At 64.7% G+C, this 25480-nt stretch carries 22 protein-coding genes; 3 read left to right on the plus strand and 19 right to left on the minus strand.

Translation table 11 applies throughout. The features are described 5' to 3' along the window. Nucleotides 1–58 precede the first annotated feature (58 nt). Entirely contained in the window at nucleotides 59–1252 is a 1194-nt protein-coding gene (locus tag P7F60_RS24365) for a citrate synthase family protein (protein WP_277920293.1), read from the plus strand. Between the two features lie 14 nt (nucleotides 1253–1266). Here the strand turns inward: P7F60_RS24365 and kynU are convergent, their stop codons facing one another. Continuing rightward, nucleotides 1267–2523 carry a kynureninase gene (gene kynU / locus P7F60_RS24370; RefSeq protein ID WP_277920294.1) on the minus strand — a complete coding sequence of 419 codons (1257 nt, stop codon included), beginning with the start codon at nucleotides 2521–2523 and terminating at the stop codon, nucleotides 1267–1269. 126 nt (nucleotides 2524–2649) lie between these two features. Between kynU and P7F60_RS24375 the strand changes: the two genes are divergently transcribed. Continuing rightward, a complete protein-coding gene (locus tag P7F60_RS24375) occupies nucleotides 2650–3387 on the plus strand; it encodes a GntR family transcriptional regulator (protein ID WP_277920295.1) in 738 nt (245 codons plus the stop codon). A gap of 21 nt (nucleotides 3388–3408) precedes the next feature. On the opposite strand, the gene P7F60_RS24380 is transcribed toward P7F60_RS24375, so the two are convergent. The 15 genes from P7F60_RS24380 to dnaK all read right to left on the minus strand — a co-directional run bounded on the left by P7F60_RS24380 (nucleotide 3409) and on the right by dnaK (nucleotide 20228). Beyond that, on the minus strand, nucleotides 3409–4692 hold the full coding sequence (locus tag P7F60_RS24380; protein WP_277920296.1) for a cystathionine gamma-synthase family protein: 1284 nt from the start codon (nucleotides 4690–4692) through the stop codon (nucleotides 3409–3411). Between the two features lie 259 nt (nucleotides 4693–4951). Next, nucleotides 4952–6433, minus strand: a complete 1482-nt coding sequence (gene cls, locus P7F60_RS24385; protein WP_277920297.1) for a cardiolipin synthase — start codon at nucleotides 6431–6433, stop codon at nucleotides 4952–4954. Nucleotides 6434–6467: 34 nt separating this feature from the next. Next, nucleotides 6468–6860, minus strand: coding sequence for a hypothetical protein (locus P7F60_RS24390; protein ID WP_277920298.1), 393 nt, complete (start codon nucleotides 6858–6860; stop codon nucleotides 6468–6470). Beyond that, nucleotides 6857–7087: a DUF2945 domain-containing protein gene (locus P7F60_RS24395; RefSeq protein ID WP_277920299.1), complete on the minus strand. Its 231-nt coding sequence runs from the start codon at nucleotides 7085–7087 to the stop codon at nucleotides 6857–6859. Before P7F60_RS24395 ends, P7F60_RS24390 begins: the two co-directional genes overlap by 4 nt. Next, nucleotides 7084–8367 carry an NAD(P)/FAD-dependent oxidoreductase gene (locus tag P7F60_RS24400; RefSeq protein ID WP_277920300.1) on the minus strand — a complete coding sequence of 428 codons (1284 nt, stop codon included), beginning with the start codon at nucleotides 8365–8367 and terminating at the stop codon, nucleotides 7084–7086. The genes P7F60_RS24395 and P7F60_RS24400 overlap by 4 nt, the downstream gene beginning before the upstream one ends. Nucleotides 8368–8386: 19 nt before the next feature. Then, nucleotides 8387–9199: a family 1 encapsulin nanocompartment shell protein gene (locus P7F60_RS24405; protein WP_277920301.1), complete on the minus strand. Its 813-nt coding sequence runs from the start codon at nucleotides 9197–9199 to the stop codon at nucleotides 8387–8389. After that, nucleotides 9192–10253, minus strand: a complete 1062-nt coding sequence (locus tag P7F60_RS24410) for a Dyp-type peroxidase (protein WP_277920302.1) — start codon at nucleotides 10251–10253, stop codon at nucleotides 9192–9194. Before P7F60_RS24410 ends, P7F60_RS24405 begins: the two co-directional genes overlap by 8 nt. Nucleotides 10254–10302: 49 nt before the next feature. Continuing rightward, on the minus strand, nucleotides 10303–10497 hold the full coding sequence (locus P7F60_RS24415; protein WP_277920303.1) for a hypothetical protein: 195 nt from the start codon (nucleotides 10495–10497) through the stop codon (nucleotides 10303–10305). Nucleotides 10498–10561: 64 nt separating this feature from the next. Continuing rightward, nucleotides 10562–10816 carry a DUF2171 domain-containing protein gene (locus tag P7F60_RS24420; protein WP_277920304.1) on the minus strand — a complete coding sequence of 85 codons (255 nt, stop codon included), beginning with the start codon at nucleotides 10814–10816 and terminating at the stop codon, nucleotides 10562–10564. Between the two features lie 27 nt (nucleotides 10817–10843). After that, nucleotides 10844–13453, minus strand: coding sequence for an ATP-dependent chaperone ClpB (gene clpB / locus P7F60_RS24425; protein ID WP_277920305.1), 2610 nt, complete (start codon nucleotides 13451–13453; stop codon nucleotides 10844–10846). Nucleotides 13454–13613: 160 nt separating this feature from the next. Beyond that, nucleotides 13614–15647, minus strand: coding sequence for a cache domain-containing protein (locus tag P7F60_RS24430; protein WP_277920306.1), 2034 nt, complete (start codon nucleotides 15645–15647; stop codon nucleotides 13614–13616). Beyond that, nucleotides 15640–17025 (minus strand): sigma-54 dependent transcriptional regulator, encoded by a 1386-nt coding sequence (locus P7F60_RS24435; protein WP_277920307.1) that lies wholly within the window; start codon nucleotides 17023–17025, stop codon nucleotides 15640–15642. Before P7F60_RS24435 ends, P7F60_RS24430 begins: the two co-directional genes overlap by 8 nt. 31 nt (nucleotides 17026–17056) lie before the next feature. Further along, nucleotides 17057–17338 carry a chaperone modulator CbpM gene (locus P7F60_RS24440; protein WP_347276893.1) on the minus strand — a complete coding sequence of 94 codons (282 nt, stop codon included), beginning with the start codon at nucleotides 17336–17338 and terminating at the stop codon, nucleotides 17057–17059. 3 nt (nucleotides 17339–17341) lie between these two features. Further along, entirely contained in the window at nucleotides 17342–18244 is a 903-nt protein-coding gene (locus P7F60_RS24445) for a J domain-containing protein (protein WP_277920308.1), read from the minus strand. Nucleotides 18245–18350: 106 nt separating this feature from the next. Further along, a complete protein-coding gene (gene dnaK, locus P7F60_RS24450) occupies nucleotides 18351–20228 on the minus strand; it encodes a molecular chaperone DnaK (RefSeq protein ID WP_277920309.1) in 1878 nt (625 codons plus the stop codon). Nucleotides 20229–20561: 333 nt separating this feature from the next. On the opposite strand from dnaK, the gene P7F60_RS24455 reads away from it, so the two are divergent. Next, nucleotides 20562–21131 carry a mechanosensitive ion channel domain-containing protein gene (locus tag P7F60_RS24455; RefSeq protein ID WP_277920310.1) on the plus strand — a complete coding sequence of 190 codons (570 nt, stop codon included), beginning with the start codon at nucleotides 20562–20564 and terminating at the stop codon, nucleotides 21129–21131. Nucleotides 21132–21218: 87 nt separating this feature from the next. On the opposite strand, the gene P7F60_RS24460 is transcribed toward P7F60_RS24455, so the two are convergent. The 3 genes from P7F60_RS24460 to P7F60_RS24470 all read right to left on the minus strand — a co-directional run. Then, a complete protein-coding gene (locus P7F60_RS24460; protein WP_277920311.1) occupies nucleotides 21219–23486 on the minus strand; it encodes an FdhF/YdeP family oxidoreductase in 2268 nt (755 codons plus the stop codon). A 273-nt stretch (nucleotides 23487–23759) separates the two neighbouring features. Further along, nucleotides 23760–24590 (minus strand): universal stress protein, encoded by an 831-nt coding sequence (locus P7F60_RS24465; protein ID WP_277920312.1) that lies wholly within the window; start codon nucleotides 24588–24590, stop codon nucleotides 23760–23762. Nucleotides 24591–24704: 114 nt separating this feature from the next. Continuing rightward, nucleotides 24705–25480: cation transporting ATPase C-terminal domain-containing protein (locus P7F60_RS24470; protein WP_277920313.1), on the minus strand; the 776-nt coding region annotated here is incomplete at its 5' end.

Below are 25480 nucleotides of genomic sequence, written 5' to 3' on the forward strand. Positions count from 1 at the left end.
CCGTGAAGAATGTTGATTACATATATGTAGTCAATCTTGATTCAATCGATCAATGTAAATGCCCAGACCAGATCATCTCATGGATGCGGAAAATGCCGCCGCCAGCCTCGGCATCAGCCGCGCCACGCTTTACGCCTACGTCAGTCGCGGCCTGATCCGCGCCAGCGAAGCCGAGGGCGATCCGCGCCGGCGGCTCTACAGCGCCCGTGACGTCGAGGCGCTGCGCAAGCGCAAGGCGGTCGGCCGGCGCCCGCGCCAGGTGGCGGAGACGACGCTGGACTGGGGCCTGCCCATCCTCTCCTCCGGAATCACCCTGATCGAGGGCGACGGGCTGTTCTATCGCGGCCGCGATGCGCTGGCCTTTGCCGAGACCGCGACATTGGAGGACACGGCCCGGCTGCTCTGGGATTGCGGTGCGCAGGATCCCTTCGCCGAACGGGCCGCCATGCCCGAAGCTTGGGACGCGAGTGTCTATCGCAATGTCCGCGCCCTGCCGCTGATCGAGCGCTGCCAGGCGCTGCTGCCCTTCGTCGCGGCCGGGCGGGCAATCGCCTGGCAGCGCGACACGCGAAAACTCTGGCCGGGGGCGGCTGCGTTGTTGCGGGCGATGATGGCAGCCGCCAGCCTCACCCAACCGGATGACGCGCCGCTTCACCATCACCTCGCCAGCGCCTGGGGCCAGGGCGCCGATGGCGCCGATATCCTGCGCCGCGCCCTCGTCCTGCTTGCCGATCACGAATTGAATGCCTCGGCCTTTGCCGTGCGGGTCGTCGCCTCCACCGGCGCTTCGCTGGGCGCCTGCCTGAATGCCGGGCTCTCGGCGCTCGGCGGCCCCTTGCATGGCGGCACGACAAGCATCGTCGAGATTCTGCTGGAAGAGATCGACGCGGCCGGCGATGCCGACGCCGTCGTCGAGGCACGCCTTCGCCGTGGCGAGGGCGTGCCCGGTTTCGATCATCCGCTCTATCCGGGGGGCGATCCGCGCGCAGCAGTGCTGTTGCCGTTGCTGCCGCCCGATCCCAGCCGAGATGCACTGGCGCTGGTGATGGCCGAAACGGCCGGGCGGATGCCGAACATCGATTTCGCGCTAGTCGCCATCCGTCGCGCCCTTGGCCTGCCGCCGGCCTCGGCGCTGGCGCTGTTCGCCATCGGCCGCACCATCGGCTGGATTGCCCATGCACTCGAACAGCGTGACGACCAAAAACTCATCCGGCCCCGCGCCCGCTATACCGGCCCGCCGGCGCGAAGCTGAAAGGCAGGGGTCGATCAGGTCACGGCATTGCGCTTGGCAAAACGCGGATCGCGCCAGCTTCCCGTATCGATGACCTCGTTGAAGGCCGCCGCCGCCCGGTAGACATCGGCAAAACTCATATAGGATGGCGAGAAGCCGAAACGCATGGTGTCGGGGGCGCGGAAATCGCCGACGATGCCGCGGGCGATCAGCGCCTGGATCACCGGATAACCGTCCGCGAAGGCGATCGACACCTGACTGCCGCGCAACGCCGGCTCGCGCGGCGTCATCAGCGTCAGGCCATGCGCCTTGCAGGTCTCGTCGATGAGGTCGATGAACAGGCCGGTCATCGCCAGGCTCTTGGCCCGCAACTCCGCCATCGGCACGTCCTCGATGGCCGACAGGCCGGCGCCGACGGCGCGCAGCGACAGGATCGGCTGCGTGCCAGACAACAGCTTGCGAATGCCGCCATCCGGGCGATAGCCGCGCTCGAAGGCGAAGGGCGCGGCATGGCCCCACCAGCCCGTTAGCGGCTGGCTCAGCGCCTCGTGGTGACGGGCGGCGGCATAGATGAAGGCGGGCGAACCGGGGCCGCAATTCAGATATTTGTAAGTGCAGCCGATGGCGAGATCGGCGCCCGCTGCATCGAGTTGCACATCGACGACGCCGGCGCTGTGGCACAGATCCCAGACGGCGATGGCGCCGGCCGCATGGATGATGCGCGTGAGCGCCGCCATGTCGCGCAGCGCGCCAGTCTTGTAGTCGACATGGTTGACGAGGACGACGGCGGTGTTTTCGTCGATCAGGTCTTCGATCCGCTCGGCATCGACGCCTTCGAGCAGCAGTTTTATGCCCGGACGTCCGGCGGCGACGCCTTCGGCGACATAGAGATCGGTGGGGAAGCTGCCGCCCTCGGCAACGATGGTCGTGCGGCCGGGGCGCAGCGATAGGCCGGCCTGCAACGCCTTGTAAACATTGATCGACACGGAATCACAAATGACCGTCTGCCCGGCATCGGAGCCGATCAGCTTCCCCAACCGGTCGCCCAGCCTGTCCACCAGCGAGAACCAGCCGGCCTCGTTCCAACTGCGGATCAGGCCTTCGGCCCATTCGTTACGCACGGCTGCCTGCATTTCGTCGAAGACGGCGAGCGGCGCCGGCCCAAGCGAGTTGCCGGCGAGATAGACGAGGTCGCCGGGCACATGGAAACGCGCCTTCAGGTGCGCCAGCGGATCGGCCGCATCCCGATTGCTGATGTCGACGGGAAGGTCGGGGCCGTGCGCTCTTGTCACTGTTCTCTCCTGGGTGATCTGATCCTTTATTGCGATAATCGGACTTATTATCGCAAATGTCAATTATTATATATAATACTGCGATGCGCAGCTATTATATATAAGTGGCGCTCAAGCGAGGACGGCATGGACAGCAGCGACAACGCAACGAAGACGGAATTCGCCTATCGGACCCTGCGGCAGGACATTCTCGACACCCGGCTGCAACCGGGCGCGCCCTTGCGGCTCGGCGCTATCCGCGATGCCTATGGCATGGGCTGGACGCCGCTGCGCGAGGCGCTGTCGCGGCTGGAGGCGGAGCATCTCGTCACCTCCAATGCCAATAAGGGATTTACGGTCGCCGCCGTCTCGATGGCGGAACTGGACGACCTCACCGAGGCGCGTCGGCTGGTCGAACTGCCGATGCTGGCATCTTCCATCGCCCATGGCGACGTCGATTGGGAGACGGAACTGGTGGCGGCGCATTTCCGCCTGTCGCGCTGCCGGCCGCCGGCGGAAGACCCGGAGGATCTGTTCGCCAGCGATTGGGAAAACCGCCATGCGGCCTTCCATTTCGCGCTGGTCTCGGCCGGTAAGTCGCCATGGCAGATCCGCTTCTACACGCAAATCCACGATCACCTGCGCCGCCACCACCGCGCTCTGACCTTCACGCCGGCGCTGGCCGTCTCGAAGGAACCGCAATGGCGCGACAGCGCCGTCTACCGGGCGCTGCGCGAGGCGGTGGCGCTGGAGCCGCATACCGAACTGATGAACGCCGCGCTCGACCGCGACGTCACCCGCGCCGTCGCGCTTCTCGACGTCCATATCGGGCTGACGCGAGACGTCTTCGCCGCCGCAGATGGCAAGGACAGGCCAGCGCCCTGACAGGCGCCGGCGGAAGCATTCTCAGGCCTGATCGAGCGCCAGCGCCAGATCGGCGACGAGATCGTCGGGATGTTCGATACCGATCGACAGGCGAATGGTCGAATCGAGTACGCCGATGCGCTGGCGCACATCCACCGGCACGCCCGAATGGGTCATCGTCGCCGGATGCGAGGCCAGCGATTCCGTTCCCCCGAGGCTGACGGCAAGCTTGAAGATCTTCAGCGCGTTCAGGAAGCGGAACGAAGCCGGCTGACCGCCCTTGATGTCGAATGAGAAGGTTGAGCCCGCGCCCGTACATTGCGTGGCGAAGGTTCGCCCGGTCGGCGAATCGGGATCGCTGTAGGAGAGATAGTGGATCGTCTCGACCTTGGGATGCTCACGCAGGAAATCGGCGACGGCCTTTGCATTGCTGTTGGCGCGCTCCATGCGGATCTGCAGCGTTTCCAGCGAGCGGCCGAGCATCCAGCAGGAATGCGGATCGAGCTGCGTGCCGATGGCGCCGCGCAACGCCTTCACCTGCTTCATCACCGCCTTGCGGCCAAGCGCCGCGCCGGCGATCAGGTCGGAATGGCCGCCGACATATTTGGTCAGCGAATAGAGCGAGATATCGGCGCCATGCTCGATCGGGCGCTGGAAGACCGGGCCGAGCAGCGTGTTGTCGCAGGCGACGATCGGCATATGGCCCTGCTTTTCCCCGATCATGTCGGCGATACGGCGGATCATGGCGATATCGACGAGGCTGTTGGTCGGGTTCGCCGGCGTTTCGATGAGGATGACCGAGACGCGCCCCTTGCCCATCGCCTCCTCGGCCGCCGCCCGCACCGAGTCCTCGCCGACGCCATCGGCGAAACCGACGGCGTCGACGCCGAGATTGAGGAAGGTCTTCGCCAGCAGCGTTTCGGTGCCGCCATAGAGCGGCTGCGAATGCAGGACGGCATCGCCCGGCCGCACGAAGGCGAGCAGCGTCGTGGCGATCGCCGACATGCCGGACGAAAACAGGGCGCAGCTTTCCGTCCGCTCATAGACCGCCAGCCGATCCTCGACGATCTCGCTGTTGGGGTGATTGAAGCGCGAATAGACGAGGCCGGCGCCCTTGCCTTCCGGCGGCTCCTTGCGGCCGGAGACGTAGTCGAAGAAGTCGCGCCCGTCCTCGGCGGAGTTGAACACGAAGGTCGATGTCAGGAAGACCGGCGGCTTGACCGCGCCTTCGGACAGCTCGGGATCGTAACCGTAGTTCAGCATCTGCGTTTCGGGATGCAGGGCATGGTTGCCGATATGGGTTCTCGGGGGATGCGGCGCAGTCATGAGACCTCTCCTCGTTCGATGTCAGGCGCGTCGCATTGCAAATTACAGCAGATCCGCCGCCGTGTTCCTGCGATGCGACGCAACCGATTGTATCGGACTCAGATTGTCGCTCAAATTCAAATATCAGGCATCATGCGCCTGCTGCGACCGCCGCCAGAAGAGACGGCCTGGCGTCGGTGTCCGGCCGCACGGCGCATTCGTATCGATGTGGGCATCGAGGATGTCCTGCCGGCCCGCCCCCTCACGCGGGGCAGGTCGGCTACAGGACCGGACCGACGATGGCGAGGGTGTTGTTCCAGAGACGCCGCCAGATCGTCCAGGAAGCGACCTCTTCCGACAGGATTTGCCGGCTTTGCGCGAGATAGGTTTCCTGGCGCGCGCGCAGGGTCGCAGTCAGGCCGGCGTCCTCGACAAGGATATTGTTCTCGTAGTTGAGATCGAAGCTGCGCCGGTCCATGTTCGCCGAGCCGATCAGGGCGATCTCACCGTCGACGGTCAGCGTCTTGGCGTGCAGAAGCCCGGCTTCGTATTCGAAGATCCGCACGCCGGCATCGAGAAGATCGGCATAATAGCTGCGGCTTGCCGCCGCGACGGCGAAATCGTCGTTGCGCGCGGGAAAAACGATGGTGGTGTCGACGCCCCGGTTGGCGCAGGCGCAAAGTGCCGCCTGCATCGCCGCATCCGGCACGTAATAGGGCGTGGTGACGAACAGCGAGCGCTTGGCCGCGTAGATCAGGGTTTCGAACATTTCCGGCATGGCCGAATTGCGGAAGGTGGGACCGGTGGCGACCACCTGCGCGGTAAAGCCTGGCGCCGACGCCGCCAGAGAATTTCCGTCTATCTCCTCGTTTTGTCGCGTTTCACACTCTTCCGGGAAATGCTCCAGCGGCCGGCGCAGGAGGCTGGCGAGATCGCTGCCGCCATTGCCCATCCAGTCGCTGGCGAAGAGATGCTGGTTCTGGCGCACCACCGGTCCCTCGAAGCGCAGCAGCACGTCCACCCAGGGGGCGAACTTCGCCTTGGGCAGGAAGTCCGGATCGGCGCAGTTCTGGCTGCCGCAATAGGTGATGCGGTTGTCGATGACGGCAATCTTGCGATGGTTGCGTAAATCGATACGGCCGGTGAGCGCCCGCTTGAGCGGGTTGCCGATCACCAGCGCCCGGCGCGCCTCGACACCCGCCGCCGCCATGTCCCGCCACAGCGGGCCACGCACGAGATCGCGCGAGCCGAGGTCGTCGACAAGGATACGGCAGGCGACCCCGCGGCGCGCCGCCCGCTGCACCGCCTCCGCCATCTTCGTGCCGTTGCGATCGGCAAGCCAGATGTAGAACAGCAGGTGGACATGGTCGGTGGCCGCATCGATATCGGCGATCATCGCGTCGATGGCGGCATTCGAATCCTCCATCAGCCGGGCGGTATTGCCGCCCACCGGCGTGTAGCCGCTGATCGAGCGGCCAACGGCGAAAAGCGCCTCGTGCCTGTTCGGCGCCTGCGGCGCGCCGGGCCAGCCCGGCGCTTGCGATGGAGGTGGAAGAGTGTGAAAGGCGGCCTTCAACCGCTCCACCCGCCTACGCCCGACATTCGTCTGACCGAGAAACAGATAGGCGAGCGCCCCGGCATAGGGCAGTGTCAGGACGAGCACGAGCCAGGCGGCCCGCGATTCGGGCTGCCGATGCGGCCGCAGGAGAATATGCGCCATCACGACTGCGGCGACGACGATATGCAGCGACATGAACATCATGTCGTTTGTCCCCTGCTGGCCCCATTCCTGATCGTCACGCGGCAGGTCCGTAGAGAAGGTCGAGTGCGGCGAGCACGATCAGCAGATAGGTGCCGTTGCCGGCGGCGTCATCGTCCTCGGAAAGGTCGAAGCGCTTCCACGCGCCGTCGCGATTTCCGGCCTCGTAGTCGCGGATCACCGTATCGGCGACATCGTGAATCACCGGAAACTGTGCGATATCGAAATGCAATCCGGCCTCGTCGGTGAACAGGCCGTGTTCCCTCAGGAAGGCAGCCATCGGCATCGAGGTCTCGGAAAGATAGAACAATAGGTCGCCGGCATCCATCGGCTGGTCCGACGACTGCGGCACGAGGCCGGCGCGGTCGGTGAGCGCGGCGGCTTTCGCCTGCATGTCCTGCGTCAATTGACGGGTCGTCACGGTGGTCATGGCTTGCTCCCTTCTTTCTTCAAAAGGGTCAGGGCGCGGCCCTTATGGGCGGCGATGTGATCGGTCTTGTCGCTCTTGATCTCGTATTGCGGATCGTCGGGCGATGCGTGGTGGGTATAGCCCTTGTAGTCGAAATCGCTGGTGTGAATGGCGATGATCGTGCCCGATACGTGGCCCGCCTCCGAATTCCAGCCGACATGGTCGCCGATCGCGAAGCGCTTGCTCATGGTTGGTTCCTTTCCGGCGGTTCCGCTTCCATCCCGGTGATCAGGCGGGCGCTGCGCTGGCCGGTCGAATAGATCCACAGCCAGCTCAACGCGACGGCGAGACGGTTGCGCAGGCCGATCAGGAAGTAGACATGGGCGATGCCCCAGGTCCACCAGGCCAGCCGCCCCCTGAGCTTGATCCAGCCGAGATCGACGATGGCCGCCCGCTTGCCGATGGTCGCGAGATTGCCGTCGTTGCGATAGGCGAACGGTTTCGGCGCCGGCTTTCCGTCATGGCGGGCACGGATCACGCCGGCGACATAGCGTCCCTCCTGCTTCGCCGCCGGCGCGATGCCCGGCACCGTCCGTCCGTCTGCCATGGCAACATGGGCCGTGTCGCCGATCACGAAGATATCCGGAAAACCGGGAACGGAAAGGTCCGGCGCGACGATGACCCGGCCGGCCCGGTCAGCCGGCACCTTCAGCCATTCGGCCGCCGGCGAGGCGGCGACGCCTGCCGCCCAGAGGATGGTCGCGGCGGGCAGGAATTCGCCGCCGAGTTCGATGCCGTCGGCGCTGCATTGCGAGACCGCATGGCCGGTGCGGACCTCCACACCGAGGCGGACAAGCGCCCGCTCGGCATAGGCCGAGAGGTCCTCGGTAAACGCCGCCAGAATGCGCGGGCCTGCCTCGACCAGCACCACCCGCGCCTCGCGCGTATCAATGTGGCGGAAATCCCGGCGCAGCGTCTCATGCGCCAGCTCGGCGATGGTGCCGGCAAGCTCGACGCCGGTCGGGCCGGCGCCGATGATGGCGAAGGTCAGGAGGCGACGGCGCTCTTGCGCCTCCGTCTGCCATTCCGCCCGCTCGAAAGCGGAGAGGATGCGCCGGCGGATGGTCGTCGCATCCTCCAGCGTCTTCAGCCCCGGCGCATAGGGCTCCCATTCGTCATGGCCGAAATAGGCATGGCGCGCGCCGGTGGCGAGGATCAGCGTGTCGTAGGAAACCCGCTGCCCGCCATCGAGCAGCACCGCCTTTTGCGTCGGATCCACGCCGCAGACCGCGCCGAGCAGCGTCGTCGCATTCCGATGGCGACGCAGGAGCGAGCGGATCGGCCAGGCGATTTCCGAAAGAGCGAGCGACGCCGTCGCCGCCTGGTAAAGCAAGGGCTGGAACAGGTGATGGTTGCGACGGTCGAGCACGGTGATGCGGAACGGGCCGGCCGCCAGACGATGGGCCGCTTCCAGCCCGCCGAAACCACCGCCGACGATGACGATGTGATGCCCGCCCGTTTCCGCCATGCCGCCCTCCCGCGCGTCGTCAGGCTTGAGGCTGGTCCAGCGACAGCGCCACCGCGGCTTCGCTCGTCAGCGTGCGGAAGGTGAAGCTTTCCTGCACGTAGAGATCGACAGTCGTGGCGGTATGGCTGAGATAACCGATGGAAAAATCCTGCCCGACCGTTAGTTCGAAATCGCCGCCGCGCAGCGACAGGACAAAGCCGCCGGCAATCGCAGGCGCCCAGACGATGCCACCGTCGACGATACGCTCGAGATGGTGGAAGACGGGATAGCCGTCGTCGCTGCCGCCGCTCGCCGCCGTATAGGCATCGCCGCCAAGCACCAGCGCATAAGGGCCCTCGACACCGGCAAGCCGCAAGGCGCCGACCGCCCGTGCCACGGCATTGGAATAGCGCTCGACATTGGCCGGCAGCGGCACGGCCGGATTGCTGGCGGCCTCGCGGACGCCCTCGATCCCGGCGGCGGCATAGCCTTCGAACACGGCGCGATCCTCGACGAAGGCGATCTTGCGCATCGCTTCCTTGACGGGCGACCAGTCGCTGTCGAGCGCGCCGCGCTCGACGTCGTCAATGGCGCCGCGCGACAGCTGGAAGGGCACGCGCAATTCGACCAGCGGTTTGACCTCGCGCGCCAGCGATTGCACGCCGTCCGCCGGCGGGGCGATCGCGGCGACATGGCCGGTTCCGACCGCCGCAAGGCCAGGACCGGACGGGCCGACCATGTCGACGACCCGGCGGGCGGCGAGATGGCGCTTGAGCGTGCGCGCCGCCTCTTCCTCGATTTCGGCCCAGGCAGCCTCGGAAATAGGGGCCAGTTCGCGGTGCAGGTTATTCATGGGGAGCCCCTTTCCGGAGTGAACCGATGCCGAGCGATCCATCCCGGCGCGGTGAGGAGTGTGACGGTTCGTTCTCCGCCGCAGATGGCGCCGCGGCCGGCGCCGGGCCGGCATCGGGCGTCACCGCGTCGAGGAACGAGGCTGTGGGCACGAAGAACAGCGTGCCGGTAACGGCGCGGCTGAAATCCAGCAGCCGGTCGTAATTGCCGGGCGGACGGCCGATGAACATGTTTTCCAGCATCGTCTCGATGCGCCGCGGCGAGCGCGCATAGCCGATGAAATAGGTGCCGAACTCACCCTTGCCGATATCGCCGAACGGCATGTTGTCGCGGAGAATTTCCAGCGGCTCGCCATTTTCCTCGATGGAGGTGAGAACGTTGTGGGCATAACTCGGCTTGGCGGCGTCGTCGAGCTCGATGTCGGAGAGCTTCTCACGGCCGATGATTCTTTCCTGCTCGGCCACCGGCACGCGGTTCCACGCGGGAAGATCGTGCAAGTATTTCTGGACGATCACATAGCTCCCGCCTGCGAAATCCGGATCTTCCCCGCCGATGATCGTGGCGGCCACGGCGGCGGCATCGACGGGATTCTCCGTGCCGTCGACGAAGCCGATCAGATCACGGTCGTCGAAATAGCTGAAGCCGTGCACCTCGTCCTCGGTGACGACGAAGCCCGCAAGACGGCTCATGATCTGTGCCGCCAGCTCGAAACAGAGATCCATGCGCGTGGCGCGGATATGAAAGAGAAGGTCGCCCGGCGTGGCGACCGCGTGGTGGCTGCCGCGGATCTCGCGGAAAGGATGCAGATCTTTCGGGCGCGGGGCGCCGAAGAGACGATCCCAGGCGTCGGAGCCAATGCCGAGCACGCAGGACAGCCCGCCCTCGAGGTCGCGAAAACCGACGGCGCGCAGCAGGCCCGAGAGATTGCCGAACAGCTTTCGCGCGGCATTCTCCGCCTCGAGGCCGGGTTCGAGCGTCACGACCAGGAAGATAGCGGCACGCGTCAGCCGCGCCGCCACCGGCTGCGGGACTACGGAAGGTAAGACTGCATCCATGCATGATCCATTCGGCAACGGCGGGGAGACGAAACCGGCGGGCGCCGGCTCAATCCATGTCGCGGAAGGCGTGCCCGTTCGCCTCGACCGCTTTTACGACCTCGGAAGGTAGCGAGTCTTTTTCCACGGTGCCATCGAAAATCCAGTCCTTGGCGTCGGCAATGTCGGGCAGGCCGGCGCCGGAGCGCACATAGAGGCCGATGGAGGCTTTTTGCGGGTTGAGATAGAGGTCGTAGTTTTCCATGTAGGCAACCTGCATTGGAGGAAAGGGAAACGGGTCGGCAGGAGGAAAGCCGACCCGCGGCTGGTCAGAGATCGACCGGACGGCCGGATGATTCCTCTTCCAGCGTGACGGCGATATCGGCGTTTGCCGAAAGGCGCACCTTGTCGCCTTCGACGCCGGCGACGAATCCCATTTCGATATAGTGATGATGGCCCTCGTGACGGCCGAAGCTGTCGCTCTTCTTCAGCTTGATGCGGTCGCCCTCGACGCGGTCGACCGTGCCGACATGCACGCCGTCGGCGCCGATGACTTCCATGTTTTCCCTGACTTTGTCGCTCATCTATTTCTCCCTTGACGTTGAAGGTGTTCAAGCCATGTCGAATTCGTCTTCGTCGACGAATTCCGGTTTCTTGCCATTGAAGGTGAGGTCGCTGCCGTCGGTGGAGATCAGCACGCTCGCCCCATCCCGTATGTCGCCAGCCAAAATCATCTCCGCCAGCGGATCCTGTACATAGCGCTGGATCGCCCGTTTCAAGGGACGGGCGCCGTAAGCGGGATCCCAGCCCTTCTCGGCCAGCCAGTCGCGCCCCGCTGCCTCCAGCCGCAACGTGATCTTGCGCTCCTCCAGCATGCGGGCGAGACGTGAAAACTGGATGTCGACGATCTTGCCCATGTCGCTTTTCTGCAGGCGGTGGAACAGGATGACCGCATCGATGCGGTTGAGGAATTCCGGCCGGAAATGCGCTCGTACCATGGTCATGACCGCGTCGCGTACGACGCCGGTCTTCTCGCCTTCCGGCTGGTTGACGAGATAGTCGGCGCCAATGTTCGAGGTCATGATGATCAACGTGTTGCGGAAATCGACCGTGCGGCCCTGCCCGTCGGTCAGGCGACCGTCATCCAGTACCTGCAGCAGGATGTTGAACGTATCGGGATGCGCCTTCTCGATCTCGTCGAACAGGATGACCTGGTAGGGCCGCCGCCGCACGGCCTCCGTCAGCACGCCGCCCTCGTCGTAACCGACATAGCCGGGCGGCGCACCGATCAGCCGCGCCACGGCATGCTTTTCCATGAATTCCGACATATCGATGCGCAGCATCGCCGTGTCGTCGTTAAACAGGAAGGCGGCGAGTGCCTTGGCAAGCTCGGTCTTGCCGACGCCGGTCGGGCCGAGGAACATGAAGGAGCCGATGGGGCGGTTGGCATCCTGCAGGCCGGCGCGCGCGCGCCGCACGGCGGTGGAAACGGCGCGGACGGCCTGCGCCTGGCCGACGACGCGCTTGCGCAGCGTCTCCTCCATGTGGAGCAGCTTCTCCTTCTCGCCCTCCAGCATCCTGTCGACGGGAACGCCCGTCCAGCGCGACACGACCTCGGCGATATTGTCCGCCGTCACCGTTTCGCCGGCCGAGGCGCTTTCGCTTTCCTCGATGGCGGCGAGCTTCTTTTCCAGATCGGGAATACGGCTATAGGCCAGTTCCCCGGCGCGCTGGAACTCGCCCTTGCGCTGGGCGTTGGCAAGCTCGGTGCGCAGCTGTTCGAGCTCGCTCTTCATCTTCTGCGCATCGGAAAGCTTTTCCTTTTCCGCCTGCCATGCCGAAGTCAGGTCGGCAGCGCGGCGCTCCATCCCGGCCAGTTCCTTGTCAAGCGTCTTCAGGCGGCTTTTCGAGCCGGCGTCGGACTCCTTCTTGAGCGCCTCCTGCTCGATCTTGCGGCGGATGATCTCGCGGTCGAGCGTATCCAGCGCCTCCGGCTTGGAATCCACCTGCATCTTCAGCCGGGCCGCCGCCTCGTCCATCAGGTCGATGGCCTTGTCGGGCAGGAAGCGGTCGGTGATGTAGCGGTTGGACAGCGTCGCCGCCGCCACCAGCGCCGAATCGGCGATGCGCACCCCATGATGCAGCTCGTATTTCTCCTTGAGGCCGCGCAGGATCGAGATCGTGTCCTCGACCGTCGGCTCGGGCACGAAGACCGGCTGGAAGCGACGGGCGAGCGCCGGGTCCTTCTCGACATGCCTGCGATATTCGTCGAGCGTCGTTGCGCCGACACAGTGGAGTTCACCGCGCGCCAGCGCCGGCTTCAGCAGGTTGGAGGCATCCATCGCTCCGTCCGTCTTGCCGGCGCCGATCAATGTATGCATCTCGTCGATGAACAGGATGATGCCGCCGGCCGCCGAGGTCACTTCCTGCAGCACCGCCTTCAGTCGCTCCTCGAATTCGCCGCGATACTTGGCGCCGGCGATCAGAGCGCCGAGATCGAGCGCCAGCAGTGATTTGTCCTTGAGGCCTTCCGGCACGTCGCCGTTGACGATGCGCAGGGCTAACCCCTCGACGATCGCCGTCTTGCCGACACCGGGCTCGCCGATCAGCACCGGATTGTTCTTGGTGCGGCGCGACAGGACCTGGATGGTGCGGCGGATCTCCTCGTCACGGCCGATCACCGGATCGAGCTGGCCGTCGCGCGCCGCCCGCGTCAGGTCGCGGGCATATTTCTTGAGGGCGTCATAGGCGTTTTCGGCAGAGGCACTATCGGCGGTGCGGCCCTTGCGCAATTTGTCGATGGCGGCGGCAAGCAGCGTGGCGTCGAGACCGCTGCGCGCCAGCACCTTTCCGGCATCGCTATCGCGGTCCTCCAGCATCGTCTGGAACAGGCGTTCGACGGTGACGAAACTGTCTCCGGCCTTCTGCGCCAGCTTTTCGGCAGCCAGGAGCAGACGCGCCGCCTCGCTGGCGATATAGACCTGGCCCGAGCCGCCCGTCACCTTCGGCAATTTCGCCAGCTCGGCTTCCGTCACCGAGAGAAGGGTGCGGGCACTGCCGCCGGCCCGCTCGACAAGGCCGGACACCAGACCCTCCTCGTCATCCAGCAGCACCTTCAGCAGGTGCAGGCTGGTGAATTGCTGGTTGCCTTCGCGCGTCGCCAGCGATTGCGCCGACTGGATGAAGCCGCGCGCGCGATCGGTAAATTTCTCGACGTCCATCGATCCATCTCTCCCTTATGGCCAACCAGGGTCTCGGGGGATCGTCTGCAAGGCGCGTGCCAGCCCGGGCCGTATTTAAAATCAACGGATTATTCCGCCAGATCCGATCCGGGGAGACAAAGTGTCGGCAAGGTCCCGGACAATCTGTCCATCGCGGCGGTTAGAACATGTCCTCGACCGCCGGCAGCCAGACCGTGAAGGCGGTGCCCATGCCCGGCTGGCTGCGAACCGTGATCCGGCCGCCTTCCTGCGCCACCAGTCTCTGGCTGATCGACAGGCCGAGGCCGGTGCCCTCCCGCGACTTGGTGGTGAAGAAGGGATCGAAAATCCGCGCCAGCACATCGGGCGCGATGCCTTGGCCGGTATCGCTGACCTCGATGGAGATCCCCTGCCTTCCGTCCACGTCGGCATCGACGGTCCGCAGCTCCAGCCGCCCGCCATTCGGCATGGCATGGATGGCATTGACGATCAGGTTGACCAGCACCTGCTGCAATTCCGTCCGGTTCATGCGGATGAGACGCATGGCGCGATCCTGGCGCTCGACCGATATCATCGTCTTTTTCAGCAGATGCTGAACCAGCGGCAGCGTATCGGAAATGACCTCGGCGGGGGAATAGTCCTCGACGAACCCGGAAAATTCCTGCGGCCTGGCGAATTGCAGCAGTTTCGTCACGATTTCGGTGATGCGATGCATCTGCTGGTCGATCAGGCGGAACTCGGTCTTCGCCTCCTCCGCATCCGGGCCCATCATGTCGCGGATGATTTCGAGATTGCCCTGCATGACGGCGATGGGATTGTTGATCTCATGGGCGACGCCGGCGGTGATTTCGCCGATGGCCGCCAGCTTTTCGGACATGACGAGCTGCCGCGTCGTCGTCTCCAGCCGCTGCGCGGTGTCGCTGAGTTCCAGCGCGCGCTGATCCGCCCGCTGGCTCAACTGCTCGTTCCACAATCGCAATTCGGCATCGCGTGTCTGGATGCCGTTCAGCAGCCGGTCCAGTTCGCCGGCCACCAGCCCGATCTCGTCGCGATTTTCCACCGGCCCGGTTCGCGCGGCAAGATCGCCGGCCTCGACGCGACCGATGGTCCGCTTCATGCGTTCGAGCGGCCTGAAGATGCTGCGCGTCCAGAGGAGGAAGAACGGGACGGTCGCGGCGACGGCGAGCAGGAAAGCGACGGCGATGGTCAGCCATGTCTCGTTCTTGGCGCGCACGAAGGGCGCTTCGGCAAAGCCGACATAGAGCATGCCGACCCGGCGGCCATTGGTATCGAGGATCGGCTCATAAGCCGAGACATACCAGTCGTTGACGACGAAGGCGCGGTCGCGCCACGTCCTGCCCTGATCGAGCACGGCGCTGCGGACTTCCTCGGAGACGCGCGTGCCGATGGCGCGCCGGTCGCCGAACAGGCGAACATTGGTGCTGACGCGGATATCGTCGAGGAAAAGCGTCGCGGTGCCCTTGATGCCATCCGGCTGGCCGGATCCATGATAGATGAGATCGTTGATCGTATCGACGAAATCGAGATTCCGATTGAGCAGGATGCCGCCGACCAGCGCCGCGCGGCGGCCATCCGGCAGGAGAACGGCGGCGGCGGAATGCAGCACGAGACCCCGCGCCTCGACCATGCTGCCGGGCGCATCGCTTTCAGCCGTCGGCACGATCTCGATGCGCGCCCGTTCGGCGAGGCGCGGCGAGATGGCGGCCAGTTCCGAATTCGCGAAGACGTCGATGCCGGTCTGCGAGCGGCCTGAGAGCGCCGACGAGATCAACGGCCAATCGAGCCGCAAGCTTGCCGGCATGGCCGGCCGGTCGCCGGCGAGCACCGTGCCGTCCTCGGCGATCACATAGAGGAAATCGAACCCGCCGCGCCGTTCGGCCGCACCGAGATAGGCGGGGAATGCCTGCTCCGCCCCCTCCCCGGCCCGCAGCAGCTTGCGGAACCCTTCGGATTCGCTGATAGCGACCAGCCGGCCTTCGGTGTTTTCGAGGATGCGCGACAGATATTGCCGCGCAATCGTCAGGTCGTCATCGACCTTGGCGAGCGTCACCGCATCGAAACGTTCGTTCCAACGGATGATGCCGATGGCAAGCAGCACGGGCAGGACGACCAGCATGGGCACGAGCGCGATAGCCAGCAGGCGGTAGCGAACCGAGCGCCTGAAGAGGCCGATGGTTTCGCCGTCCTCACTCATGCCAGCTTGCATATTTGCGGTCGATGGTCTTGCGCGAGATGCCGAGGCGCCGCGCCGCCTCCTCCCGGTCGCCGCGCGCCTCGCGCAGCACGGCGAGGATATGCCGCCGCTCCATCTCGGCCAGGCTCTCGTTGCGCGGCGGGACAGCGTCGGCGCGCACCGGCCCGATCGCATCGGGAAAGCTCCCAAGAATGAGCGTGCGCTCGATCAGGTTGCGCAATTCGCGGATATTGCCGGGCCAGTCGTAGCGCAACAGCGCACCCTGCACCCGCTCGGTGATGGCGACGGCGGGCATGCCGAGCTGCCCGGCCATTTCCCGCATGAACAGGTTTGCCAGCTCGAGCACGTCCTCGCCGCGCTCGCTCAGCGGCGGGAGCTGGATCTGGATGACATTGATGCGGAAATAGAGGTCCGCACGGAAGGTGCCCTCTTCCACCCGCCGCGCGAGATCGGCATTCGTGGCGAAGACGAAACGCGCCTCGAAGGGCACCTCCCGCTCCGCGCCGACCGGACGAACCCGGCGATCCTCCAGCACACGCAACAACCGCGTCTGCAATAGAGGCGGCAGTTCGCCCACCTCGTCGAGGAACACCGTGCCGCCATGGGCATGCATGAACAGGCCTTCGCGGCTGCGCAGCGCACCGGTGAAGGCGCCCTTGACATGGCCGAACAATTCGCTCTCGATCATATCAGTCGGGATGGCCCCGCAATTGATCGGGACGAACAGCTTGTCCGCCCGGTCCGAGAGAAGATGCAGCGAGCGGGCAGCGACCTCCTTGCCGGTGCCCGATTGCCCGGTCAGCAACACCGAGGTCGGCAAGGGGGCGACCCGAGCAATCGTCTCGCGCACATGCGCGATGGCTTTCGAGGCGCCGATCAGCCGGTTGCGCAGGAGCGTCTGGTGCTGCGGCGCGGTCATCTCGTGCCGCAACACATCGTTTTCGCGCTGCAGCCGCTTGCGGTCGAGACAGCGGGCGATGGCGTTCAGCAACTGGTTGGACCGGAACGGCTTGAGGATGAAATCGACCACCCCGACGCGCAGCGCATCGATCGCCGTGTCGAGATCGGCATAGGCGGTCATCAGGATGACATCGGAAAACAGGCCGATCGCCCGCTGTTCCGCCAGCCATTCGAGCCCGGTCTTGCCAGGCATGATGTTGTCCATGATGACGACGTCGAAATTCTGCTCGTCGACTTTCCGCGAGGCCTGCGCGGCATCGCTGGCCACCTCGATCAGCCGGCAACGCGGGCGCAGCGTCTTGACCAGGAAATTGCAGATGCCCGGTTCGTCGTCGACGACGAGGATCGACGCCTGGGCAAGCCACGGCCCGAATTCGGCCTGACCCGGCAAGGCGTGGACATTCCGATCCTGCGTCATCGTCCGTTTCTCCTTCGAATGCTGGCGGCCGTCAGGCCTGCGGCCCGCCCATCTCGCGGCGCAACTGCGCCAGCACCCGGCGCATGCCGTGCAACTGGTCCATCAGGTGGAGAATGACGTCGATGCCCGCATCGTTGGCACCGATCTCCGACTGCAGCTCGCGGATCAGCCGGGCGCGCGCGACGTCGATCTCCCGGAAACGCATGCCAGAGGGGGTTTTCTCGGGGATCAGCCATTGCTGCTCGATCCACACATCCAGCACCTGCACCTGCAGGCCGGAGGTTTCCAGAAATTCCTGCTTGTCCATCGCCATGGATCAGCCCTCCTCGCGCGGGTTGAAAGCCTTGCGCTTCGCCCAGCCGGCGACAAAGGCTTCGAGCTCGGGATCGGGCGGGCTCGGCAGGACGACCTTCAGCTTGACGAACTGATCGCCGAAGCCGCCGCCATGGCGGGGGGCGCCCTTGCCTTTCAGGCGAAGGGTGGTGCCGGTGTTCGATCCTTTCGGCACGGTCATGGTCACCGCGCCGGTGGCTGTGGGAATGCGGACCGGTCCGCCGAGAACCGCCTCGCTCAGCGACACCGGAACCTCGATGCTGATGTCGTCGCCATCGCGGGTGAAGCGCGGATCGGGAAGCACCTCGACCTCGATCAGCGCGTCGCCCGGGCCGCCGGTGCCGGCGCCGGGGGCGCCCTTGCCGCGCAGGCGGATCGTCTGGCCATCGACGAGGCCGGCCGGGATCTTCACATCCAGCGTGCCGCCGTCCGGCAGGGTGATCCGCTTCGTCGCGCCGGCGATGGACTCGGCGAAATCGATCGCCAGGCGGTAGTGCATGTCCTGTCCGCGGCGATTGGCGCGCTTGGTCTGGCTGCGGCGCAGCAGGTCGGCGAAGATGTCGTCGCCATCCATGAAATCGGCATAGCCGGAGGTATCCGCGTAAGGATGCTCCGCTTCCCCGCCGGCATAATCGCGGTAGAAATGCTGGCGCGGTGGGCGCTCGGCGCCGGAAGCGTCGATCTCCCCGGCATCGAAACGCTTGCGTTTGTCGACATCGCCCAGGAGATCGTAGGCGGCCGCGACCTCCTTGAACTTCTCCTCCGCGGCTTTGTCACCCGGATTGAGATCCGGGTGCAGCTTCTTGGCGAGCTTGCGATAGGCGCTTTGCAACTCGGCTGCGGAGGCAGTCGAGGCCACTCCGAGCACCTCATAGGGATTTTTCACGACGGGCTCCGCAAATCATGGGACTGAACACTATATGAAGCCACCGCGCGCCTCCGGCAACGAGGCAAACGCGCCCCGTCGCCAGATTCCGCCACGGACCGCCTGCCTATTTGCGATCATCGTCGGGCAGTTCGGTGAATTCGGCGTCGACGACGCCGTCATCGGGCGCGGATGCCGCCGCACCCGATGACGCAGCGGATTGGGCGAGCGCCACCACCTTCTGCTCCAGATCGTCGGACTTCGTCCGGATCGCGGCGGCATCGTCACCATCCAAGGTCTCGCGCACGGCGGATGCGGCGGTTTCCACCGCCTGCCGGGCAGCCGACGCACCGGCTGCGGCCGGATCGGCGAGCGCCTTGTCGGCCGCGTGCAGCATGGCTTCGGCGACGTTGCGCGCCTCCACCATCTCGCGGCGCCTCGCATCCTCGGCCGCATGCGCCTCGGCATCCTTGACCATGCGCTCGATATCCGCTTCCGACAGGCCGCCCGAGGCCTGGATGCGGATGCGCTGTTCCTTGCCAGTGCCCTTGTCCTTCGCGGACACATTGACGATGCCGTTGGCGTCGATGTCGAATGTCACCTCGATCTGCGGCACGCCGCGCGGGGCGGGCGCAATGCCCATCAGGTCGAACTGGCCGAGCATCTTGTTGTCCGCCGCCATCTCGCGCTCACCCTGGAAGACACGGATCGTCACCGCATTCTGATCGTCCTCGGCCGTCGAGAAGGTCTGGCTCTTCTTCGCCGGCACGGTGGTGTTGCGCTCGATCAGGCGGGTGAAGACGCCGCCCAGCGTTTCGAGGCCGAGCGACAGCGGCGTGACGTCGAGCAGCAGAACATCCTTGACGTCGCCCTGGAGCACGCCCCCCTGAATCGCCGCGCCGACCGCCACGACCTCGTCGGGATTGACGCCCTTGTGCGGCTCCTTGCCGAAGACCTTCTGCACAACCTCCTGGATCTTGGGCATGCGCGTCATGCCGCCGACCAGCACGACCTCGGCAATATCCTTGGCGGCCAGGCCGGCGTCCTTTAATGCGTTGAGGCAGGGCTCGATCGTGCGCTGCACCAGATCCTCGACGAGCGTCTCGAACTTCGAGCGGGTGATCTTCACCTGGAGATGCTTCGGCCCTGTGGCATCCGCGGTGATGAAGGGCAGGTTGACTTCGGTCTGCGTCGAGGAGGACAGTTCGATCTTGGCCTTTTCCGCCGCCTCCTTGAGGCGCTGCAGGGCGAGCTTGTCCTTGCGCAGGTCTATGCCCTGCTCCTTCTGGAACTCGTCGGCAATATAGCTGACCAGGCGCATGTCGAAATCCTCGCCGCCGAGGAAGGTATCCCCGTTGGTGGACTTCACCTCGAAGACGCCGTCGCCGATGTCGAGGATGGAGATGTCGAAGGTGCCGCCGCCAAGATCGTAGACGGCGATCTTGGCCTGCTTGTTCTTTTCAAGGCCATAGGCGAGTGCCGCCGCCGTCGGTTCGTTGATGATGCGCAGAACCTCGAGCCCGGCGATCTTGCCGGCATCCTTGGTCGCCTGGCGCTGGGCGTCGTTGAAATAGGCCGGCACCGTGATCACGGCCTGCGTCACCGCCTCTCCAAGATTGGCTTCCGCCGTCTCCTTCATCTTTTGCAGGATCATCGCCGATATCTGGGAGGGCGAATAGGACTTTCCCTCAGCCTCGACCCAGGCGTCGCCATTGCCCGCCTTCACGATCTTATAGGGCACCAGCCCCTGATCCTTGGCGACGGTGGGATCGTCATAACGCCGGCCGATCAGGCGTTTGACCGCAAAGATCGTGTTCGTCGGGTTGGTCACCGCCTGCCGGCGCGCCGGCTGGCCGACAAGGCGCTCCCCGTCGCCGGTGAAGGCGACGATCGACGGCGTCGTGCGCGCGCCCTCCGAATTCTCGATGATGCGCGCCGCCTTACCGTCCATGACCGCCACGCAGGAATTGGTTGTGCCCAGATCGATGCCGATGACTTTTCCCATGACGAACTCCTCCTTGTCGTTGATCGTCGGTCGGCGACTGCCGCTTCCACCGTTTCGCAGCAACGACCATGCCAGTTCGCAAACCGGGAGATTTCAATCATTTACGGTCCGGCAGGATCCAGGCCATGGACAAGCTGTCCGCAGCCGCCGGGACAATTTGTCGGAAGGCGCGACGATGGCGGAGCGCAAGTCCTTGATTGCGCGCTCGCATCCGCATGGCACGTTTGTTGCTGTGTCAATGCCGGCGTGCCGGCGGGCGCATCCGGCCCCACGCTCACTTGTAACAAGCCGCGCCAATCGCTATTGCACGATATCGTCCGGGGCCATCTTTCCATGATCCGATTTTTCGATCCGACCGAACCTGCCGGCGCTTTGCTCTATGCCGGCGTCTTCGTGCTTCTCGGCTTTTGTCTGTCGTGGCTGATGCGGCGGATGGTGGCGGCCGCCTTGCGGCATGACCGGTCGGAACATATCGACCAGATCACGCTTTCCTTCCTCAGCCACCTGCTCGTTCTCGTCATCTGGGTGCTGCTCGCCACCTTCTACGCGCATCTCGTTCCCGCACTGAACCGGCTCGGCACGGCGCTGCTGGCCGGCGTCAGCCTCATGTCCGTCATTCTCGGCTTTGCGGCGCAGACAACGCTCGGCAATCTCGTCGCCGGCATCAGCCTCATTCTCTACAAGCCGTTCCGCCGTGGCGACCGGCTGCAGATCAGCGCCCCGACGGGGCTCGAAATCGGCGCGGTCGAGGATATCTCGCTCGGCTATACGGTTTTGCTGACCGATGACGGCCGGCGCGTGATCATCGCCAACACGACGATGGCGCAGCAGACGATGATCAAGCTCGCGGCATCGCCTCCCCGCCTGACCCCGACCGAACCGCCGGCGGAGAGCTCCGCATGAGAGCGCCTTCGTCAAACCATTTCCGGGAAAACCGCGACGCAATTTTCCCGGAAATGCGTCAACCCGGCGATCGCGGCCCATGGCTTATCATGCGGCGATGATGCGCACCGGAATGGATTTCGCCGCTGGTGTTCCGCTGATACGGTCGTAATAATCGAGCGGCAGCAGGGGGTTGAGTTCCGGGTAATAGCCGGCGACCGCGCCGCGTGGCATCGGATAATCGAGGATCGTCAACCCTTCGACGCGCCGCGCCAGCCCATCCGTGCTGATGGTTTCGAGCGCGATCCGGGCGCCGGAGGCAAGGCCCCGCGCCGCGATGTCCCCGGCATTCATGAACAGCACCATGCGGTCGTTATAGACGCCACGATAGCGGTCGTTGTTGCTGTAGATGGTGGTGTTGAACTGGTCGTGCGAACGCACCGTCGCCAGCCGCAGCATGGCGGGATCGTCGACGACGTCGTTCACCTCCAGCCCGGGCAATGGCAGGAAATTCGCCTTGCCGTTCTCCGTCGGCCAGACACGCCGGCGCGGCGGGATATCGAGATGGAAGCCTTTCGGGTTCTTGATCCGCTCGGAAAAGCCGGTGTAAATCTCCGGATAGACCTCGGCGATCTTGTCACGGATGAGATCGTAATCGTCGATATAGCTGGCCCACGGCACCTTGCTGCTGGGCAGCGCCGCCATCGCCATCCGGCAAACGATCTCCACCTCCGGCATGACGTACGGGCTGGCCGGCGCCAGGACGCCGCGCGAGGCGGTGACGTTCGACATGGCATCCTCGATGGTGACGAACTGCTCGCCGAGGGCCGTCCTGATCCATTCCGAGCGGGCGACGACCGGCAGGATCAGCGCATCGCGTCCATGCACCAGATGGCCGCGATTGAGCTTGGTGGCGATACCGACCGTCAGTGCGAGCTTGCGCATGGCGGCGTAGGAACGCTCGGTATCCGGGATGGCGCGCACGAAATTGCCGCCCATGCCGATAAACACCTTCGCCGTGCCGTTTTCCATCGCCGCGACGGATTCGACGGCATGGTGGCCGTGCTCGCGCGGCGGCTCGAAACCGAAGACGTCGCGCACGCGGTCGAGATAATCCTGAGCCGGCTTTTCATCGATGCCGACGGTGCGGTCGCCCTGCACGTTGGAATGGCCACGAATGGGCGCGATGCCGGCGCCGGGCTTGCCGTAATTGCCGCGCAGGAGAAGCAGGTTCGAGACCTGCTGCAGCAGGCGCGAGCCTTGCTGATGCTGCGTCAGGCCCATGCCGTAGCAGATGATCGTCGCGCGCGAGCGGATGTAGATTTCCGCGCAGCGGCGGATCTGTGCCTCGTCGAGCCCTGAAACGCGGACGATCTCCGCCCAGTCCTGCGCCATCGCATCGGCGCGGATCGCCTCGATGCCGACCGTGTGTTCGGCGATGAAATCGTGGTCGAGCACCGCTTCGCCGGCCGCCTCGCGCTCGAACATCACTTTCATCATACCCTTGATGAGGGCGAGATCGCCGCCGATCCTGATATGAACGAATTCGCTGGCGATCGGCGTCGAGCCGAAGGTCGCCATCTGGATGACGTCCTGCGGCTCCGTAAAGCGGATCAAAGCCCGTTCCGGCATCGGATTGACGGCGACGATCGGCGCGCCGCGCTTGCGGGCCTCGACCAGGTTGGTCATCATGCGCGGCGAATTGGTACCCGTGTTCTGGCCGATGACGAAGATCGCCTCGGCATGCTCGAAATCCTCCAGCACCACCGTGCCCTTGCCGATACCGATGGCCGGCGGCAGGCCGCGGCTGGTCGGTTCGTGGCACATGTTCGAGCAATCGGGAAAATTGTTGGTGCCGAATTCGCGCACGAAGATCGCATAGAGGAAGGCGGCCTCGTTCGGCGTGCGGCCCGAGGTGTAGAATTCCGCCTCGTGCGGGCTCGAAAGCGAGCGCAGATGCCGGCCGATCATCGAGAAGGCTTCAGCCCAGCCGCAGGGGACATATGTGTCGCTCGCCGCATCGTAGCGCATCGGCTCGGTCAGACGGCCCTGCATCTCCAGCCAGTAATCCGATTGCTCCATCAACTCGGTGACAGTGTATTTCTGGAAGAATTCCGGCGTGACGCGGAACCTGGTCGCTTCATGCGCCAGCGCCTTGGCGCCGTTTTCGCAGAATTCCAGAGTCTTCTTGCAGTCGGCATCGGGAAAGGCGCAGCTTGGGCATTTGAACCCGCCCGGCTGGTTCATCGCCAGAAGCGCGCGCGATCCCTTGGTGATGACGCTCTGCTCCATCAGCACCTTTGCGGTCGCAGCCGCAGCACCCCATCCGCCTGCCGGATGATCATAGATCTTGTATAGTGGCTTTCCGTCGGCCATGGTCGGCAATCTCCGTATCTGACAGAAATCAATTCGACCACTTTATATGATTGAAATCCATAGACAATTTGTCCGTCGAAACTGGACAAATTGTCCGGCTTCCGCTCAGGAGGCTGGAAGGCATGCGAGCGGGATTTTCCATCGGGAAGCACATGAAAACAGAAAGACGGAGCATTTTCAGCGAAACGGGATCGCTGGAAATGCTCCGGTGAAATCGCGGATGAGAGCCGCCCCCGGGGACGAATCACCGCCCGGCGCCGTCGGCGCCCATGTCTATCGGGCCAGAAAGACGGGCAAGGGGCATGCATCAAGAATCGATGCGGTGACACCGCCAAAGATGCTTTCTCGCAGCCGCGAGTGGCCGTAAGCTCCCATGACGATCATGTCGCAGCCGATCTCGCGGCCGTGCTGTGTGAGGACGGCCGCGACGTCGCGGCCACTGCTCGTGACCTGTTCGACCATCACCCTGACTCCATGTCGCGCGAGAAAGGCCGCGATATCGGCGCCGGGCTCCCCACCATTGCCGAAATAGGAACTGTCGGGATCGACGAGAACGACATGCACGACGGCGGCCGCGACGAGCATGTCCAGCGCCGCCTTTGCCGCCCTTGCCGCTTCAGGTCGGGAATTCCAGGCCAGCAAGACCGTTTTCGGTGTCAGGCTGGCGCCGCCGGTCTGAGGAAGCAGCAGCAATGGCGTTCCGGCATTGAAGGCCGCGCCGGCCATGACCGATTTGCGCAATCCTCTATCGCCGCGCACGCCGTTTCCGAGCAGGACGAGATCCGCATACATGGCGCGCGCGCCGATATTGCTTTCGAGAATGAACCGATCGTCGAACATGCTGTCGATATCGAAGGAGATGCCGTTCTTCCGGCAGCGATCTTCGGCGTCATGATGAACATCGAGCAGATCGTCGATATCTTTCTGCCGCTGGTCGAGCCAGGCGGCCGCGACCGGATAGTCGGCCATCACCGGCTGCAGCGCCGCGCCGACCACCAGGACGGAAAGATGGGCATCATGTTCGCGGGCAAGATCGATCGCCTTGTCGACGTCCCTCGCGGCGTCCCTCGCTCCGATGACGGCGAGGATGGTCTTGAAAGTCATTGCATGCCTCCTCTTCACTTGAGTTGATGGGAAAAAGTGTAGCCGGCGATTTTCGACCTGCCATGATCTCTATCAAATCCGGGCCTCCGGGCCGGAAGCCCGCCGGGTCTGCGCTCACCTGCGGCGCCTTGCATCCGCATGGACGTGCTGGCGCGCAAAAAACCAGTGCTTGGCCGTTTCGGATACGGCCAGATAGGCAAGGGTGATCGGCAGAAGCGCAGCCATCACGCCCAGCGGCAAGGGTACGAAACCGAACCAGGGGGCGATCGGCAGGTAAGGGATGGCGACGGCCAGGCAGCCGACGGCCAGCGTCAGCGCCGCCAGCAACGGGCTGGGTCGGCTGCGCCAGAAAGAGTTTCGCGTGCGCACCACCAGAACGATGGCAAGCTGGGTGATCAGCGATTCGACAAACCATCCGGTCTGGAAAAGCGAGGCCGTCGCCCCGGCGACGAACAGCAGGAAGGCGAAGGTCACGAAATCGAAGGCCGAGCTGATCAAACCGAAGGTGATCATGAAACGGCGCACGAAACCGATATCCCAGCGACGGGGCGATTGAACCTGATCGGCATCGACATTGTCGGAAGCGATCGCCAGCGACGGCGCGTCCGCCAGGAAATTGTTGAGCAGGATTTGCGTCGCCAGCAGCGGCAGGAAAGGCAGGGCAAGCGAGGCGAACGCCATCGATACCATATTGCCGAAATTCGCGCTGGTCGTGATCGAAATATACTTCATCGTGTTGGCGAAGGTCCGGCGGCCGTCGTCGACGCCGCGCAACAAGACGCCGAGATCACGTTCGAGCAGGATCATGTCGGCCGCTTCGCGCGCCACATCGACTGCGCTGTCGACGGAAATGCCGACATCGGCCGCGTGCAGGGCCGGCGCGTCATTGA

Origin of the sequence: Rhizobium sp. YJ-22, assembly GCF_029601685.1 — a bacterium.
In the GTDB taxonomy this organism is placed as follows: domain Bacteria; phylum Pseudomonadota; class Alphaproteobacteria; order Rhizobiales; family Rhizobiaceae; genus Metarhizobium.

Excerpts from the sequence above, each read along its gene's own strand:
- P7F60_RS24440 (WP_347276893.1), bottom strand. The coding sequence starts at position 17,338 with ATGGCGATGGACAAGCAGGAATTTCTGGAAACCTCCGGCCTGCAGGTG.
- P7F60_RS24400 (WP_277920300.1), bottom strand. The coding sequence starts at position 8,367 with ATGGCGGAAACGGGCGGGCATCACATCGTCATCGTCGGCGGTGGTTTC.
- P7F60_RS24405 (WP_277920301.1), bottom strand. The coding sequence starts at position 9,199 with ATGAATAACCTGCACCGCGAACTGGCCCCTATTTCCGAGGCTGCCTGG.
- P7F60_RS24415 (WP_277920303.1), bottom strand. The coding sequence starts at position 10,497 with ATGGAAAACTACGACCTCTATCTCAACCCGCAAAAAGCCTCCATCGGC.
- P7F60_RS24455 (WP_277920310.1), top strand. The coding sequence starts at position 20,562 with ATGATCCGATTTTTCGATCCGACCGAACCTGCCGGCGCTTTGCTCTAT.
- P7F60_RS24435 (WP_277920307.1), bottom strand. The coding sequence starts at position 17,025 with ATGACGCAGGATCGGAATGTCCACGCCTTGCCGGGTCAGGCCGAATTC.
- dnaK (WP_277920309.1), bottom strand. The coding sequence starts at position 20,228 with ATGGGAAAAGTCATCGGCATCGATCTGGGCACAACCAATTCCTGCGTG.
- P7F60_RS24420 (WP_277920304.1), bottom strand. The coding sequence starts at position 10,816 with ATGAGCGACAAAGTCAGGGAAAACATGGAAGTCATCGGCGCCGACGGC.
- P7F60_RS24395 (WP_277920299.1), bottom strand. The coding sequence starts at position 7,087 with ATGAGCAAGCGCTTCGCGATCGGCGACCATGTCGGCTGGAATTCGGAG.
- cls (WP_277920297.1), bottom strand. The coding sequence starts at position 6,433 with ATGATGTTCATGTCGCTGCATATCGTCGTCGCCGCAGTCGTGATGGCG.
- P7F60_RS24410 (WP_277920302.1), bottom strand. The coding sequence starts at position 10,253 with ATGGATGCAGTCTTACCTTCCGTAGTCCCGCAGCCGGTGGCGGCGCGG.
- P7F60_RS24465 (WP_277920312.1), bottom strand. The coding sequence starts at position 24,590 with ATGACTTTCAAGACCATCCTCGCCGTCATCGGAGCGAGGGACGCCGCG.
- P7F60_RS24390 (WP_277920298.1), bottom strand. The coding sequence starts at position 6,860 with ATGACCACCGTGACGACCCGTCAATTGACGCAGGACATGCAGGCGAAA.
- P7F60_RS24380 (WP_277920296.1), bottom strand. The coding sequence starts at position 4,692 with ATGACTGCGCCGCATCCCCCGAGAACCCATATCGGCAACCATGCCCTG.
- P7F60_RS24365 (WP_277920293.1), top strand. The coding sequence starts at position 59 with ATGCCCAGACCAGATCATCTCATGGATGCGGAAAATGCCGCCGCCAGC.
- P7F60_RS24460 (WP_277920311.1), bottom strand. The coding sequence starts at position 23,486 with ATGGCCGACGGAAAGCCACTATACAAGATCTATGATCATCCGGCAGGC.
- P7F60_RS24430 (WP_277920306.1), bottom strand. The coding sequence starts at position 15,647 with ATGAGTGAGGACGGCGAAACCATCGGCCTCTTCAGGCGCTCGGTTCGC.
- P7F60_RS24375 (WP_277920295.1), top strand. The coding sequence starts at position 2,650 with ATGGACAGCAGCGACAACGCAACGAAGACGGAATTCGCCTATCGGACC.
- clpB (WP_277920305.1), bottom strand. The coding sequence starts at position 13,453 with ATGGACGTCGAGAAATTTACCGATCGCGCGCGCGGCTTCATCCAGTCG.